This is a genomic window from Enterobacter cloacae complex sp. 342H5, from assembly GCF_050030905.1.
GTDB lineage: Bacteria > Pseudomonadota > Gammaproteobacteria > Enterobacterales > Enterobacteriaceae > Enterobacter > Enterobacter intestinihominis.
In genome coordinates this window covers 62811-77994 of record NZ_JBLGVB010000002.1, presented here as the reverse complement: position 1 = coordinate 77994, position 15184 = coordinate 62811, and the positions used below count along the sequence as shown (strand labels likewise).

The 15184-nt window shown below is 53.3% G+C and carries 19 protein-coding genes and 2 pseudogenes; 15 read left to right on the top strand and 6 right to left on the bottom strand.

Annotation, left to right across the window (positions count from 1 at the left end):
* Positions 1-115 precede the first annotated feature (115 nt).
* Both ACQG03_RS22230 and ACQG03_RS22225 read left to right on the top strand, forming a co-directional pair.
* Positions 116-820: an IS6-like element IS26 family transposase gene (locus ACQG03_RS22230; RefSeq protein WP_001067855.1), complete on the top strand. Its 705-nt coding sequence runs from the start codon at positions 116-118 to the stop codon at positions 818-820.
* Positions 821-874: 54 nt separating this feature from the next.
* Positions 875-3768: pseudogene (locus ACQG03_RS22225) on the top strand (Tn3 family transposase); the annotation flags it as partial.
* A gap of 36 nt (positions 3769-3804) precedes the next feature.
* On the opposite strand, the pseudogene ACQG03_RS22220 reads toward ACQG03_RS22225, so the two are convergent.
* Positions 3805-3975, bottom strand: a pseudogene (locus tag ACQG03_RS22220) (TnsA endonuclease N-terminal domain-containing protein); the annotation flags it as partial.
* 754 nt (positions 3976-4729) lie between these two features.
* Here ACQG03_RS22220 and ACQG03_RS22215 point away from each other — a divergent pair.
* From ACQG03_RS22215 to ACQG03_RS22190, 6 genes are all read left to right on the top strand, one after another.
* Entirely contained in the window at positions 4730-5110 is a 381-nt protein-coding gene (locus ACQG03_RS22215) for a hypothetical protein (protein ID WP_001371925.1), read from the top strand.
* A gap of 57 nt (positions 5111-5167) precedes the next feature.
* Positions 5168-5833, top strand: coding sequence for a hypothetical protein (locus ACQG03_RS22210; protein WP_001447900.1), 666 nt, complete (start codon positions 5168-5170; stop codon positions 5831-5833).
* Positions 5834-5892: 59 nt separating this feature from the next.
* A complete protein-coding gene (locus tag ACQG03_RS22205; protein WP_000916941.1) occupies positions 5893-6348 on the top strand; it encodes a hypothetical protein in 456 nt (151 codons plus the stop codon).
* Entirely contained in the window at positions 6320-6625 is a 306-nt protein-coding gene (locus ACQG03_RS22200; protein ID WP_223152485.1) for a hypothetical protein, read from the top strand. Before ACQG03_RS22205 ends, ACQG03_RS22200 begins: the two co-directional genes overlap by 29 nt.
* 25 nt (positions 6626-6650) lie before the next feature.
* Entirely contained in the window at positions 6651-6944 is a 294-nt protein-coding gene (locus ACQG03_RS22195) for a hypothetical protein (protein ID WP_001100635.1), read from the top strand.
* A gap of 177 nt (positions 6945-7121) precedes the next feature.
* The gene (locus ACQG03_RS22190) at positions 7122-7526 is read left to right on the top strand and encodes an H-NS family nucleoid-associated regulatory protein (protein ID WP_001287391.1); all 405 of its coding nucleotides are present in this window, start codon (positions 7122-7124) and stop codon (positions 7524-7526) included.
* 341 nt (positions 7527-7867) lie between these two features.
* Here ACQG03_RS22190 and ACQG03_RS22185 read toward each other — a convergent pair whose 3' ends face one another.
* The 3 genes from ACQG03_RS22185 to merR all read right to left on the bottom strand — a co-directional run bounded on the left by ACQG03_RS22185 (position 7868) and on the right by merR (position 9262).
* Entirely contained in the window at positions 7868-8071 is a 204-nt protein-coding gene (locus ACQG03_RS22185) for a hypothetical protein (protein ID WP_001194554.1), read from the bottom strand.
* Positions 8072-8132: 61 nt separating this feature from the next.
* Entirely contained in the window at positions 8133-8741 is a 609-nt protein-coding gene (locus ACQG03_RS22180) for an HNH endonuclease signature motif containing protein (protein WP_000289256.1), read from the bottom strand.
* Positions 8742-8806: 65 nt separating this feature from the next.
* A complete protein-coding gene (gene merR, locus ACQG03_RS22175; RefSeq protein ID WP_001166628.1) occupies positions 8807-9262 on the bottom strand; it encodes an Hg(II)-responsive transcriptional regulator in 456 nt (151 codons plus the stop codon).
* Positions 9263-9333: 71 nt separating this feature from the next.
* Between merR and merT the strand changes: the two genes are divergently transcribed.
* The 7 genes from merT to ACQG03_RS22140 all read left to right on the top strand — a co-directional run bounded on the left by merT (position 9334) and on the right by ACQG03_RS22140 (position 13091).
* Positions 9334-9729, top strand: a complete 396-nt coding sequence (gene merT / locus ACQG03_RS22170) for a mercuric ion transporter MerT (protein WP_001294653.1) — start codon at positions 9334-9336, stop codon at positions 9727-9729.
* A gap of 15 nt (positions 9730-9744) precedes the next feature.
* Positions 9745-10020, top strand: a complete 276-nt coding sequence (gene merP / locus ACQG03_RS22165; RefSeq protein ID WP_000732275.1) for a mercury resistance system periplasmic binding protein MerP — start codon at positions 9745-9747, stop codon at positions 10018-10020.
* A 27-nt stretch (positions 10021-10047) separates the two neighbouring features.
* The gene (gene merC / locus ACQG03_RS22160; RefSeq protein WP_000522996.1) at positions 10048-10473 is read left to right on the top strand and encodes an organomercurial transporter MerC; all 426 of its coding nucleotides are present in this window, start codon (positions 10048-10050) and stop codon (positions 10471-10473) included.
* Positions 10474-10511: 38 nt separating this feature from the next.
* On the top strand, positions 10512-12197 hold the full coding sequence (merA, locus tag ACQG03_RS22155) for a mercury(II) reductase (RefSeq protein ID WP_000209296.1): 1686 nt from the start codon (positions 10512-10514) through the stop codon (positions 12195-12197).
* 17 nt (positions 12198-12214) lie between these two features.
* Complete coding sequence (gene merD / locus ACQG03_RS22150; protein WP_001277466.1) at positions 12215-12580, top strand: mercury resistance co-regulator MerD; 366 nt, start codon at positions 12215-12217, stop codon at positions 12578-12580.
* Positions 12577-12813, top strand: coding sequence for a broad-spectrum mercury transporter MerE (gene merE / locus ACQG03_RS22145; RefSeq protein WP_001087807.1), 237 nt, complete (start codon positions 12577-12579; stop codon positions 12811-12813). The genes merD and merE overlap by 4 nt, the downstream gene beginning before the upstream one ends.
* Positions 12814-12878: 65 nt before the next feature.
* Positions 12879-13091 carry a DUF3330 domain-containing protein gene (locus ACQG03_RS22140; protein ID WP_000993245.1) on the top strand — a complete coding sequence of 71 codons (213 nt, stop codon included), beginning with the start codon at positions 12879-12881 and terminating at the stop codon, positions 13089-13091.
* Positions 13092-13328: 237 nt separating this feature from the next.
* On the opposite strand, the gene ACQG03_RS22135 is transcribed toward ACQG03_RS22140, so the two are convergent.
* Together ACQG03_RS22135 and ACQG03_RS22130 are read right to left on the bottom strand one after the other, a co-directional pair.
* Positions 13329-14093: an IS6-like element IS6100 family transposase gene (locus tag ACQG03_RS22135; protein ID WP_001389365.1), complete on the bottom strand. Its 765-nt coding sequence runs from the start codon at positions 14091-14093 to the stop codon at positions 13329-13331.
* 506 nt (positions 14094-14599) lie between these two features.
* Positions 14600-15100, bottom strand: coding sequence for a GNAT family N-acetyltransferase (locus ACQG03_RS22130; RefSeq protein ID WP_000376623.1), 501 nt, complete (start codon positions 15098-15100; stop codon positions 14600-14602).
* Positions 15101-15184 lie beyond the last annotated feature (84 nt).

Sequence of the window (15184 nt, the reverse complement as noted above, 5' to 3'; positions counted from 1 at the left end):
CGTTAAGCTCTTATGTGGGATGGTGCAGAGCTCGACGACTACCGATAAAACGGGCACTGTTGCAAATAGTCGGTGGTGATAAACTTATCATCCCCTTTTGCTGATGGAGCTGCACATGAACCCATTCAAAGGCCGGCATTTTCAGCGTGACATCATTCTGTGGGCCGTACGCTGGTACTGCAAATACGGCATCAGTTACCGTGAGCTGCAGGAGATGCTGGCTGAACGCGGAGTGAATGTCGATCACTCCACGATTTACCGCTGGGTTCAGCGTTATGCGCCTGAAATGGAAAAACGGCTGCGCTGGTACTGGCGTAACCCTTCCGATCTTTGCCCGTGGCACATGGATGAAACCTACGTGAAGGTCAATGGCCGCTGGGCGTATCTGTACCGGGCCGTCGACAGCCGGGGCCGCACTGTCGATTTTTATCTCTCCTCCCGTCGTAACAGCAAAGCTGCATACCGGTTTCTGGGTAAAATCCTCAACAACGTGAAGAAGTGGCAGATCCCGCGATTCATCAACACGGATAAAGCGCCCGCCTATGGTCGCGCGCTTGCTCTGCTCAAACGCGAAGGCCGGTGCCCGTCTGACGTTGAACACCGACAGATTAAGTACCGGAACAACGTGATTGAATGCGATCATGGCAAACTGAAACGGATAATCGGCGCCACGCTGGGATTTAAATCCATGAAGACGGCTTACGCCACCATCAAAGGTATTGAGGTGATGCGTGCACTACGCAAAGGCCAGGCCTCAGCATTTTATTATGGTGATCCCCTGGGCGAAATGCGCCTGGTAAGCAGAGTTTTTGAAATGTAAGGCCTTTGAATAAGACAAAAGGCTGCCTCATCGCTAACTTTGCAACAGTGCCCTTTCATCAACCTGCGTAGGGGCAGGCATAACCGGTTGGGAATTGCCCTTCAACTCACAACTGCCCGCTTTCTGGGAACCTTCTTGTCCGATCTCATGCAAATACCGCCCGGTGTCCAGTTTTATGTCGCAAGGCAACTTAACATCCGCTATCCAGAGATCATTTCCCGCTATGCTCAAAGGGAAAACACACGTTGGGAGCACCACGGGCTTATCAGGCAGCACTATAGCTATCATGATTTCGGTGATTTCCCGTGGTCGTTCAGACTGAAGCGATTGCTGTATACCCGTGCATGGCTCAGTAATGAACGCCCCGGACTGATGTTCGATTTTGCCACCGCGTGGTTGCTTCAAAATAAAGTGTTGTTGCCAGCCGCATCCACCCTGACGAGAGTCATTGGTGAAATCCGTGAGCGTGCGACCCGCCGCTTGTGGCGAAAATTGGCCGCGCTGCCAAACCGTTGGCAGACCGCACAACTGGCTGGGTTACTTGAAATCCCCGAAGGACAGCGACTCTCAGTGATGGAGCACCTAAAAAGAGGCCCTGTCACTATCAGCGGCCCCGCGTTCACTGAAGCACTTGAACGTTACACTCGCCTGCGCAGCCTGGAGTTTTCCTGTCTGAATTTCACTGGGCTGCCCGCCATACAGCTCCGCAATCTGGCACGCTATGCCGGAATGGCATCGGTGAAATATATCAGCAGAATGCCAGAAGAACGGCGGCTGGCGATCCTTACCGCATTCGTGAAAGCGCAAGAAATCTCGGCGCTGGACGAGGCCGTTGACGTGCTGGATATGCTGATCCTCAATATTACCCGGGAGGCGAAGAAAACCGGGCAGAAAAAGCGACTTAGGACGCTCAAGGATCTTGACCGCGCGGCGTTGCTGCTGGCGCGGGCATGCGCACTTTTACTTGATGAAGATACCGCCGATGATTTGCTGCGAAAGACCATATTCAGCAGTGTGTCTGTCGCCAGACTGGCAGAGTCCGTGGAAAAAGTGAATGAACTGGCCCGCCCCCAGGATACAAACTTTCAGGATGAAATGGTGGAGCAATACGGACGGGTAAGGCGTTTTTTGCCCGCACTACTGCGCGATCTGCACTTCCGTGCGGCCCCAGACGGTGAACATACCTTGGCTGCCATCCATTACCTGGCAGAGCTAAACGGCTCGAAAAAACGGATCCTGGACGATGCACCTGAACATATCATTTCAGGCCCTTGGAAACGCCTGGTGTACGATGCTGACGGTCGGATACAGCGAGCAGGTTACTCGTTGTGTCTGCTGGAGCGACTTCAGGATGCGCTACGCCGTCGTGACATCTGGTTGGAAAACAGCGATCGTTGGGGTGATCCGCGCCAAAAACTTCTTCAGGGGGAGGAATGGCAGGCGCAGCGGGTTCCAGTCTGCCGGGCATTGGGTCACCCCACTAATGGCAGTAAAGCATCGGAGCAATTGGCCGCTCAGTTAGATGAAACCTGGAAAACGGTGGCATCACGTTTTGATCGCAATACCGCCGTGGACATCTGCAATGAAGGTAAACATCCTTCGCTGACCATCAGCAGCCTGGATAAATTGGATGAACCACCGGCGCTGATACAACTGAGCAGCCGAGTCAGACAATTGCTTCCACCCGTTGACCTGACAGAACTGTTGCTCGAGATTGACGCCAGAACTGGCTTCACCCGTGAATTCAGCCATGTCAGCGAGTCAGGTGCCCGTGCGCAGGATCTGCATATAAGCCTGTGTGCGGTGATGCTGGCTGAGGCCTGCAATATCGGACATGAGCCGCTGATCAAGCACAATATCCCTGCACTGACTCGCCATCGTCTGAGCTGGGTGAAACAGAACTACATCCGAGCAGAAACGCTGGTTAGCGCCAATGCGCGGCTGGTTGATTTTCAGTCCTCGTTAGCGTTGGCAGGATACTGGGGGGCGGGGAGGTAGCCTCCGCTGATGGTATGCGTTTTGTCACGCCAGTGAAAACGGTGAATTCTGGCCCCAACAGAAAATACTTTGGTTCAGGGCGCGGCATCACCTGGTACAACTTTGTCTCTGACCAATATTCGGGTTTTCATGGCATAGTGATTCCTGGAACACTGCGGGATTCCATCTTTGTGCTGGAAGGGCTACTTGAGCAACAAACGGGACTAAACCCGGTTGAAATCATGACGGACACAGCAGGTACCAGTGACATTATCTTTGGCCTGTTCTGGCTACTGGGATACCAATTTTCACCTCGTCTGGCGGATGCGGGTGAGGCTGTGTTCTGGCGGGCCGACAAAGCAGCGAATTACGGGGCGTTGGACAAACTGGCGCGGGGTTGTGTTGACCTTTCTAAAATCGAAAGCCACTGGGATGAGATGATGCGGGTTGCCGGTTCGCTGAAGCTGGGCACTATTCATGCGTCAGAACTCATTCGATCGCTATTGAGAAGTACCCGACCGTCAGGGCTTGCTCAGGCAATAATGGAGGTCGGAAGAGTTAACAAGACACTGTATCTTCTCAACTATATTGATGATGAGGACTATCGTCGCCGGATCCTAACACAGTTGAACCGGGGTGAAGGCCGCCATGCCGTTGCAAGAGCCATCTGCTACGGTCAGCGTGGCGAGATCAGAAAACGTTACCGCGAGGGGCAGGAAGATCAGTTGGGTGCGCTGGGTCTGGTGACAAACGCAGTGGTGCTGTGGAATACGCTTTATATGCAGGAAGCCTTGTCGCACCTGCGCAGCATCGGGGAAGGGCCAGAGGATGAACATATCGCGCGGCTTTCGCCTCTGATGCACGGTCATATCAACATGCTGGGACATTATACGTTCACACTACCGGAGGATATTATGAAGGGGGAATTGAGGCCGTTAAATCTCAATTTAAACAATGAATTATCTCCTTAGCGTGGTTTTTTACATCATTGGCCCTCAAACCCCATGATGATGGTTTCGAAACGTCTTAAGGCCAAAGACTATCGAACGGTTTCCACGGGATTTAACGTCCTGAGCTCTAAGCCAGGGCTGATAACTTTGGCCATAGCCCACTCCTATGCCGTCACCTAGCGCATTTTCATAATCCAAATAGGATTTGAGACGCCTACCCCTACCCATGATCGTACCCAAAAAACGACATTGATACGTACCTATATGTGCATTTTATAGTCTCCAACCCTATAACCACACATTCAGTAAGCATACAACATTAGCGTCGTTTTTTGAGAATGGTTACAACTTTAGTGCTTTGTGTACAACTTTATTGTCTTCGGACAGTAGGACCCTCTAAAACCAATAGAATTTACGTAGAAACGCGTTTAGTAAAGGCTTTACTAATTACTAATGACTAACATATTAGCACTTTCAGATCTGTCAGCAATAACCCCGGGCGGCGAAATAATGAGAAGAGTTCTTCCGGAGAGCCTTTTCTTTCTATCTGATTGATTTTTAACACTTTTAAATGTCAGCTTTATGTAAACCTGTGGGATTTACTCCTAATTAAATCCCATAGTATGAAAATTAGGCATTTGCAAACCTTAATGACGTGACGTTGTCACGTAAATCAATGGAATTTAGTCTCTAGTAAAGAGTTAACTAGTGACTAACTGCCTGATCGGTGTGCTTGAACGGTGCACTTCAGGCCGGATATAAAAATTGATGAGAGATATACAGAAAATGATGGACCGGCTTAATAAGCCAGCCTTTCTTGGGATGATTGATGATGTTGAACACGCTATAAAGCGAAAATGCCCCTTTTTAACCTATAGGTTGGGCACTATGAGTAAGATACAATCAAATCGCCAGTCAGATGGCTAATTTCATTTTGACCAAAGCGGGCTATTTCAAGCGTTATCGCTGAGACGAGGCTTCAATGACAAGTACACTTGACCCATCACACAAGCAAATTGAAATGTGGCGCAGAGCTACCGGTTCCGAAGGTGGACTCAACGAATACCGCAACTGGGTTCTGGAAAATAGTATGAGATTTACAGCATACGGTATCCATACCGTTATCGTCGAAGGTGAGGCGAAGCATATAACAGCGCTTGATGATGTTACCCTCTGTAACGAGTGGGCGAAGCTTAAAAGAGAAAACAATAGGCTTTACGCAGCAAATGAAAAAATTTGCTCTGGCTGGCGTGGTTTTGTGTTGCGTTTGTTAGGAATAACACTGTCATGCAGAAAACCGGTCATCTTACTGGGGGCAGACGCGAAGAATCAAAATGATGCCGTGAAAGGGGCTGATTTGTAATTTTCAGGCGAGCCCACCGTTCTTAGAAAGCTGTTCTATGGGTATGTAAGGAAGATAATGTTCTCTGAACGCTCAGTACACTTAATCACTTCCTGTACAAAGGGCAAGAATCATCAGGGCCACGTCTGGCCGACATTGGACATAGATCCAAAACAAACCCCGGACGACGCAGCATATGCCTGGAGTAACATTGTAGACGACGCCAGAAGTAATCAGGCGGTACCGGCATTGTCCTTGTATTCAGGTAATCACTGGTCTACGGCAAAGGAAATTTTAAACTCAACCAGAAATCTGGAGTTGTGGATAATCTCTGCCGGGATGGGGTTTTTAAATAGTCGAGATCGGGTGCCCTCTTACGAGGCGACATTTCATCAAGTACCATTCAGGCATGATCTCTGGTGGAAAGCCATCACAAAATCACTAGGAAAGCATAACCGTTGCGCAACTATAAGCCAGTTAATGCAGTCCAGTCCGAATGATGAATATTTGATTGCGGCTTCGCCTGTTTATATTTCTGCTGTCCAGAATGACATCCTGAAGGGCATTGAGAGTTTGACTCATCCTCTTACGCAACTAACGATCGTGACATCAGGGGCATATGCTGGCCCACTTGAAGAATACTTAATTAAGAGTTCTTCTAGGATGATGAAAGAGCTAGAGTGCAATATGGTGTGCCTGAATATAAAACTGGCTCAATACATACTTAAAAGTGGTAGTCGTTAGAACTAGACTGTTAATGATACAATTCTCCTGTTATTTTATTTTTATAAAAGGTCTCAAATATGCTCAAAAACAGATTTTCTTTATTGTGTCTTGCTGTGGCATCGTCACTTACTCTTACTGCTTGCGATGTAGTTGATGCTGCCTATGACGAGACTTTAAATGATAATGCACCCGAAATTGTAATAGCTGGAGGATTCAAAATTGATATCCAAGGTAATGCAGTTCCGGTTGAGGGATATGATAATTGCTCTTTGAATACTCTTCAGGGAAGCGTTGATACGGATAAATCAAATTGTATTGTTCTGGATAGAACACGTAAAAAAGTACCGGTTCTAGTTCATTTGTCATCCGGTCCCGTCAAAGAAGAATGGAAGATCGAGCACCAGGTTGAAAAAACCAAATCCGGCAAAAATTTCATCCAAACTCGTATGATTAGACCTGACGGTAACTTTGTAGTGCCTGCATCCTCAGAACGAGGGATCTTTAGTGGCAAACATTACAGTCAAGCCAGCTAAGTCAAGTCTATCCGTTCAAACAGAAAAAGGTTTCTTAAAAATGACGTTATCCGCTGCATTGCAAGGCACTTTTAAAGAGATGAGGAAAGACAATACAGTAGGCATCACAGTTCAAACTTGTTCAGATATTTTTGACAGCAATGTTCCTCCGGCTTATGTTTTCTGGCTTTATCGTCTCAAAGCGGGAGAAACTTTGCCGCGCGGAAGGTTCTTCAGAAAAAGAAAGCCAATCATCAATGTTATGGCAGTTGTTCATGATGCTGCATTCGAAAAATAACTGCGCTATCAGGAAAGTTACTTTTATGAACGTAATTGCAGCTGGAATTTTTTGCTTTATTTTTTACCCTACAGCTTTCGCTTATGCTTGTTATAAAAAGAGATGGCTAGAGTGGATTTTTCTTACTTTAATTATAATTTTTGCTTCTGCCATTTCGATTCAACAATACAATGAAGCGAATTTTGTAAGTGAGTTAAATTACCCTATGTTTATCTCCGCCATATATGGCCTGTCACTGGCATGGTTTCCTTTTCCGATTGCTTATGTTGTTCTGCGCTTCCTTCTTGATGATTTACAGCATGAGTACCCTAAACAGTGAGCAGATTTTAAGACTCATGAACAACATCGAAAGCACGAAACAGTCTGCACAAGGAAGATAAGGAGTATTCTTAGCAAGATATCTTTGTACCTGAAGACATAAAGCTGGCATCTTTTTCCTTATAGAGTGTATTATGATTAAGTAAATCCTTATCAAAGAATTAGAAAGTGAGGTCGTATGTCTGAAGCACTCAAATCGTTAAACAATATTCGTACTCTTCGCGCCCAGGGCCGCGAGCTGCCTTTAGAAGTACTTGAGGAAATCCTCGAAAAGCTTAATGTCATTGTTGATGAGCGTCGTCAGGAAGAATCATCCAAAGCTGCCGAACTGCAAGCTCGTCAGGAGAAACTTGACGCCCTGCGTAAGTTAATGGAAGAAGATGGTATCAACCCGGAAGAGCTGCTTGGCTCATTCCAGGCCAAATCTACGGCTACCAAGAAAAGCCGTGAACCACGCCCGGCCAAATACTCATTTACTGATGAAAATGGCGAAACAAAAACGTGGACTGGACAGGGCCGTACCCCCAAAGCTCTGGCAGAACAAATTGCAGCCGGTAAAAGTCTTGATGATTTCCTGATCTAACTTTTGCCACCAGTTTTGATAGAGGCCACTTCGGTGGCCTTTTCTCATACGGAATCAATTTCAGGTACAGAACATATGAAAAATTCAGAACCTAAGAGCTGTGATCCCTATGTGGACAGTTTGATTAGAAATGCAGATGCAAAGTAAGCCAGGTCATTTCTCAAAATATTGAAGCCCTTACCATTCCTTATCGTTATCATCGCTGTATTCTTTTTTTGGGTATCGTTTTCCCGTTTATTATCCCAGGTCGCGTAAAACCTTTTTAAAGACTCTTCTTTACCAGATATGCTCCCTCACCGGGATGGTTTCAACCTCTTCAGTTTCCCATATTGGCAAAACCTTCAGGAAATAAGACGATACCCTCCACGCTTTCCATTAAAGCGGGATGACGACGCCCAGTTCTTACGACCAGACTCCACGTTTTCGATTAGGATGCCTTTGGGCCCTTCTAACGAGGCCACCTCAACAACTCGCACTTTCCGGATCAGTCTTGGATCCACTTCTTCCCAGATCTGGCCAACTGTAATATCTTTTTGGGTTTGCATTTAATCTCTCGCTGTCATTTAGTGAACAAGACTAATCCTCGCCGTGGTTCAGCTTATGGCTTTATTTACGCTGACGATCCTTAGCCTTAAATTTTTGCCATCGTATCCGAAGGTTTTCGATGTTAACCGGAACCTGCATGCGTGTCGTCTCTATCTCATTCCCATGCCATTTCAGGAGATCATCATCCAACTCCCGGGCCTCCCGGCTGAAGTAAATTTTCATAGTGTCAGGGTTTATGGCGCAATGGTCATTGTCGAACAGTGTATGGATATCACGGCGAAGTAAAATTCCGTTCGTTACGTCGGGAATGCCTTCTTCATGACGTGGCGTTAAGTGCGCGGCCTCAGTACGCCAGGGGGACCTTACGCCGGTGACAACACATCGCCCGTAGCAATTCAACCTAACATCCCGGGCGAAAGGACCTTGGTCAGGACTGGTGACAGAAGTACATTCCTGGCCCTCTTTGTAGATACGCTTCGGGAAGTCGATAGTGGTTTGAGCTGTTTGGGAAAGTGACACATACGTAACCCCTTTGTATCTCTTTATCCCACCATTAAAAGTGGTAGGAATCGAGCTGGTTATGGCCACCAGTTTCACATCGCCCATTTCGACGATCTTAAGGCTCTTATTAGCGGCTACATGTAACTGGATGAATTTACCTACGTACACATCATGGTTCTCATCTTGTCTTTCAACACACAGGGGTCGTCTCAGAATTCGGAAAATAAAGCACGCTAAGGCGTAGTCACCCCGTGACTCCCCCGCGCCGATGCAGCGAGCTTCGTTCCGTCTTGCAGTGACGCAATCAGCGGGCAGGAAACGTTCCCTTTCCGCGCATGGCAGGCGCACACCAGTTCAGACAGCACGGCCTCCATGCGTGCCAAGTCGGCCATCTTCTCGCGCACATCCTTGAGCTTGTGCTCGGCCAGGCCGCTGGCTTCCTCGCAATGGGTGCCATCCTCCAGCCGCAGTAGCTCGGCGATTTCGTCCAGGCTAAAGCCCAGCCGCTGGGCCGATTTCACGAACCGCACTCGTGTTACATCCGCCTCGCCATAGCGGCGAATGCTGCCATAGGGCTTGTCTGGCTCCGGCAGCAGGCCCTTGCGCTGGTAGAACCGGATGGTCTCCACATTGACCCCGGCCGCCTTGGCAAAAACGCCAATGGTCAGATTCTCAAAATTAATTTGCATATCGCTTGACTCCGTACATAACTACGGAAGTAAGCTTAAGCTATCCAAACCAAATTTGAAAGGACAAGCGTATGTCTGAACCACAAAAGTCTGAACCACAAAAGTCTGAACCACAAAAGTCTGAACCACAAAACGGGCGCGGCGCGCTCTTCGCCGGTGGGCTGGCCGCCATTCTTGCGTCGGCCTGCTGCCTGGGGCCGCTGGTTTTGATCGCCTTGGGGTTCAGCGGGGCATGGATCGGCAACCTGACGGTGCTGGAACCCTATCGCCCGATCTTCATCGGCGCAGCGCTGGTCGCGCTGTTTTTCGCCTGGCGGCGCATCTACCGCCCGGCGCAAGCCTGCAAACCGGGTGAGGTCTGCGCGATTCCCCAAGTGCGAGCTACTTACAAGCTCATTTTCTGGATCGTGGCCGCGCTGGTCCTGGTCTCGCTCGGATTTCCCTACGTCATGCCATTTTTCTATTAATCACAGGAGTTCATCATGAAAAAACTGTTTGCCGCCCTCGCCCTCGCTGCCGTTGTTGCCCCCGTGTGGGCCGCCACCCAGACCGTCACGCTGTCCGTGCCTGGCATGACCTGCGCCTCTTGCCCGATCACTGTCAAGCACGCGCTTTCCAAGGTTGAGGGCGTGAGCAAGACCGACGTAAGTTTCGACAAGCGCCAGGCCGTCGTCACCTTCGACGATGCCAAGACCAACGTCCAGAAGTTGACCAAGGCGACCGAGGACGCGGGCTATCCGTCCAGCCTCAAACGCTGATCCGTTAACCGAACTCGGGAGCGACACATGGGACTCATCACGCGCATCGCTGGCAAAACCGGCGCGCTCGGCAGCGTCGTTTCCGCGATGGGCTGCGCCGCCTGTTTTCCTGCCATCGCCAGCTTTGGCGCGGCCATCGGACTGGGCTTCTTGAGCCAGTACGAGGGGCTATTCATTGGCATCCTGCTGCCGATGTTCGCCGGCATCGCGTTACTCGCCAATGCTATCGCTTGGCTCAATCATCGACAGTGGCGACGCACGGCGCTCGGCACGATAGGCCCGATCTTGGTGCTGGCAGCGGTGTTTTTAATGCGGGCTTACGGCTGGCAGAGCGGTGGACTGCTCTATGTCGGCCTGGCCTTGATGGTTGGGGTGTCGGTCTGGGATTTCATCTCGCCAGCACATCGCCGCTGCGGGCCGGACAGCTGTGAATTGCCAGAACAACGTGGCTGACGGCAACAGCCGTAGCCACCACAGAAAAGGAAAAATACATGACCACCCTGAAAATCACCGGGATGACCTGCGACTCGTGCGCGGCTCACGTCAAGGAAGCCTTGGAGAAAGTGCCCGGCGTGCAATCGGCGCTGGTGTCCTATCCGAAGGGCACAGCGCAACTCGCCATTGAGGCGGGCACGTCATCGGATGCGCTGACTACCGCCGTGGCCGGACTGGGCTACGAGGCAACGCTTGCCGATGCGCCACCGACGGACAACCGCGCCGGCCTGCTCGACAAGATGCGCGGCTGGATAGGGGCCGCTGATAAGCCCAGTGGCAACGAACGCCCGTTGCAGGTCGTCGTCATTGGTAGCGGTGGAGCCGCGATGGCGGCAGCACTGAAGGCCGTCGAGCAAGGCGCGCAGGTCACGCTGATTGAGCGCGGCACCATCGGCGGCACCTGCGTCAACGTCGGTTGTGTGCCGTCCAAGATCATGATCCGCGCCGCCCACATCGCCCATCTGCGCCGGGAAAGCCCATTCGACGGCGGCATGCCACCCACACCGCCGACGATCTTGCGCGAGCGGCTGCTGGCCCAGCAGCAGGCCCGTGTCGAAGAACTCCGTCATGCCAAGTACGAAGGCATCCTGGACGGCAATTCAGCCATCACCGTTCTGCACGGTGAAGCGCGTTTCAAGGACGACCAGAGCCTTATCGTTAGTTTGAACGAGGGTGGCGAGCGCGTCGTGATGTTCGACCGCTGCCTGGTCGCCACGGGTGCCAGCCCGGCGGTCCCGCCGATTCCGGGCTTGAAAGAGTCACCCTACTGGACTTCCACCGAGGCCCTGGCGAGCGACACCATTCCCGAACGCCTTGCCGTAATCGGCTCGTCGGTGGTGGCGCTGGAGCTGGCGCAAGCCTTTGCCCGGCTGGGCAGCAAGGTCACGGCCCTGGCGCGCAATACCTTGTTCTTCCGTGAAGACCCGGCCATCGGCGAGGCGGTGACAGCCGCTTTCCGTGCCGAGGGCATCGAGGTGCTGGAGCACACGCAAGCCAGCCAGGTCGCCCATATGGACGGTGAATTCGTGCTGACCACCACGCACGGTGAATTGCGCGCCGACAAGCTGCTGGTCGCCACCGGCCGGACACCGAACACGCGCAGCCTGGCATTGGAAGCGGCGGGGGTAGCCGTCAATGCGCAGGGGGCCATCGTCATCGACAAGGGCATGCGCACCAGTAGCCCGAACATCTACGCGGCCGGCGACTGCACCGACCAGCCGCAGTTCGTCTATGTGGCGGCAGCGGCCGGCACTCGTGCGGCGATCAACATGACTGGCGGCGATGCGGCCCTGGACCTGACCGCAATGCCGGCCGTGGTGTTCACCGACCCGCAGGTCGCCACCGTGGGCTACAGCGAGGCGGAAGCACATCACGACGGGATCGAGACCGACAGTCGCCTGCTAACACTGGATAACGTGCCGCGTGCGCTTGCCAACTTCGACACACGCGGCTTCATCAAGCTGGTCATCGAGGAAGGTAGCGGACGGCTCATCGGCGTGCAAGCGGTGGCCCCGGAAGCGGGTGAACTGATCCAGACGGCGGTGCTCGCCATTCGCAACCGTATGACCGTGCAGGAACTGGCCGACCAATTGTTCCCCTACCTGACCATGGTCGAAGGGCTGAAGCTCGCGGCGCAGACCTTCAGCAAGGACGTGAAGCAGCTTTCGTGCTGCGCCGGATGAGGAAAAGGAGGTGTTCAATGAGCGCCTACACAGTGTCCCGGCTGGCCCTTGATGCCGGGGTGAGCGTGCATATCGTGCGCGACTACCTGCTGCGCGGATTGCTACGGCCGGTCGCGTACACCACGGGCGGCTACGGCTTGTTCGATGACACCGCGTTGCAACGGCTGCGCTTTGTACGGGCTGCCTTCGAAGCGGGTATCGGCCTGGACGCACTGGCGCGGCTGTGCCGGGCGCTGGATGCTGCGGACGGTGACGGTGCGTCTGCGCAGCTTGCCGTGTTGCGGCAACTCGTCGAGCGTCGGCGCGAGGCCCTGGCCAGCCTCGAAATGCAACTGGCCGCCATGCCAACCGAACCGGCACAGCACGCGGAGAGTCTGCCATGAACAGCCCAGAGCACTTGCCGTCTGAGACGCACAAACCGATCACCGGCTACTTGTGGGGCGCGCTGGCCGTGCTCACCTGTCCCTGCCATTTGCCGATTCTCGCCATTGTGCTAGCCGGCACGACGGCCGGCGCGTTCATCGGGGAGCACTGGGGTATTGCAGCCCTCACGCTGACCGGCTTGTTTGTCCTGTCTGTGACGCGGCTGCTGCGGGCCTTCAAGGGAAGATCATGACCGCTTCCCAGCCAGCCGAGAGTGGGCAGCTTTGAGCTTCGCTACCAATCTGGAGGAGTACCACCATGAACGCAAACGCCCCGAACACTGCCAGTTGCACCACCTGCTGCGTATGCTGCAAAGAAATTCCGCTCGATGCCGCCTTCACCCCGGAAGGCGCGGAATACGTCGAACATTTCTGCGGGCTGGATTGCTATGAACGCTTCCAGGCACGCGCCAAGGCCGCGACAGAATCTGACATTGCGCCTGTCCCTGGCGGTTCGCAGCCGTCAGATTGAGGCATACCCTAACTTGATGTCAGATGCCATGTGTCATTTTCAGAAGACGACTGCACCAGTTGATTGGGCGTAATGGCTGTTGTGCAGCCAGCTCCTGACAGTTCAATATCAGAAGTGATCTGCACCAATCTCGACTATGCTCAATACTCGTGTGCACCAAAGCGAGGTGAGCATGGCGACGGAGGCTCTGTTGCAAAGATTGGCGGCAGTCAGAGGTAGGCTGTCGCTCTGCGCCGATCAGGCGGCTGCTGCGAAATGGTGGTTGAGCATGCCCATGGCCTCCGTCAGCGCCGAGGGCCCAATGCCAAAAGCTCTCTCCACAAGGCGCACCTCGCCCCTGATGCCGGGCTGCAGGCACCAGGGGCGAGCCTGTCCTTTGCGCAGGGCTCGCATGACTTCGAATCCCTTGATCGTGGCATAGGCCGTGGGGATCGATTTGAAACCGCGCACCGGCTTGATCAGTATCTTGAGCTTTCCGTGATCGGCCTCGATCACGTTATTGAGATACTTCACCTGCCGGTGGGCCGTCTCCCGGTCCAGCTTTCCTTCGCGCTTCAATTCGGTGATCGCTGCACCATAGCTCGGCGCTTTGTCGGTATTGAGCGTGGCAGGCTTTTCCCAGTGCTTCAGGCCTCGCAGGGCCTTGCCCAGGAACCGCTTCGCTGCCTTGGCGCTGCGGGTCGGCGACAGGTAGAAATCGATCGTGTCGCCCCGCTTGTCGACTGCCCGGTACAGGTAGGTCCACTTGCCCCGCACCTTGACGTAGGTTTCATCCAGGCGCCAGCTCGGATCAAAGCCACGCCGCCAGAACCAGCGCAGCCGCTTCTCCATCTCCGGGGCGTAGCACTGGACCCAGCGATAGATCGTCGTATGGTCGACCGAAATGCCGCGTTCCGCCAGCATTTCCTCAAGGTCGCGATAGCTGATCGGATAGCGACAATACCAGCGCACCGCCCACAGGATCACATCACCCTGGAAATGGCGCCACTTGAAATCCGTCATCGTTCCGTCCGTCCAATCTCCGCCAAGCATGCTCAAGCTTCACGATTTTTGCAACAGAGCCCACACGAGTATTGAGCATAGTCGAGATTGGTGCAGATCACTTCTGATATTGAACTGTCAGGAGCTGGCTGCACAACAGCCATTACGCCCAATCAACTGGTGCAGTCGTCTTCTGAAAATGACATTTGGTATCTCTCATAAACGGATGTTTTTGAGAGAACTATCTTCGGCCTTCACACGCACGAAAGGCGGCGAAGCTCCGCCGTTAATCCGTCCGCCGGAGATCTCGCCCAGGCAGGCTGAAGGCCGAGCAAGCCTGACAGGCCCGAAAAGCCCGGCACGGGCGTCGGCGGCGATGACGGCGGCGGCATTATCCAGGGTTGATGATGGAAGTGGAGGATATCGACAACCTCTCGCGCAACCAAGACATCGCGGTCGGACTGCAAGTGATCTTGAAGCCACGGGCCCGTCCCACCCCGACATGGACCTCGATGCCCGAACGGACGTTAGATTTCGAGTTCTAGGCGTTCTGCGATGAAGGTTGGATCCCAGCCGGGATTGAAAGTGTCGACGTGGGTGAATCCGAGCCGCTCGTATAGGCCACGCAGGTTCGGGTGGCAGTCGAGCCGCAGCTTGGCGCACCCCTGCGTTCGCGCGGCATGGCGGCAAGCCTCGATCAGCGCGGAGCTGACACCCCGGCCCGCATGTGTCCGTCGCACCGCGAGCTTGTGCAGATATGCGGCCTCCCCCTTGAGGGCGTCGGGCCAGAACTCGGGATCCTCGGCCGACAAGGTGCAACAGCCGACGATGCCGTCGCTGCAACTCGCGACTAGGAGCTCGGATCTCAGGACGAAGGTCTCCGCGAATGTCCGGTCGATCCGCGCGACGTCCCAGGCGGGCGTTCCCTTGGCGGACATCCACGCCGCAGCGTCGTGCATCAGCCGCACAACCTCGTCGATATCACCCGAGCAGGCGACCCGAACGTTCGGAGGCTCCTCGCTGTCCATTCGCTCCCCTGGCGCGGTATGAACCGCCGCCTCATAGTGCAGTTTGATCCTGACGAGCCCAGCATGTCTGCGCCCACCTTCGCG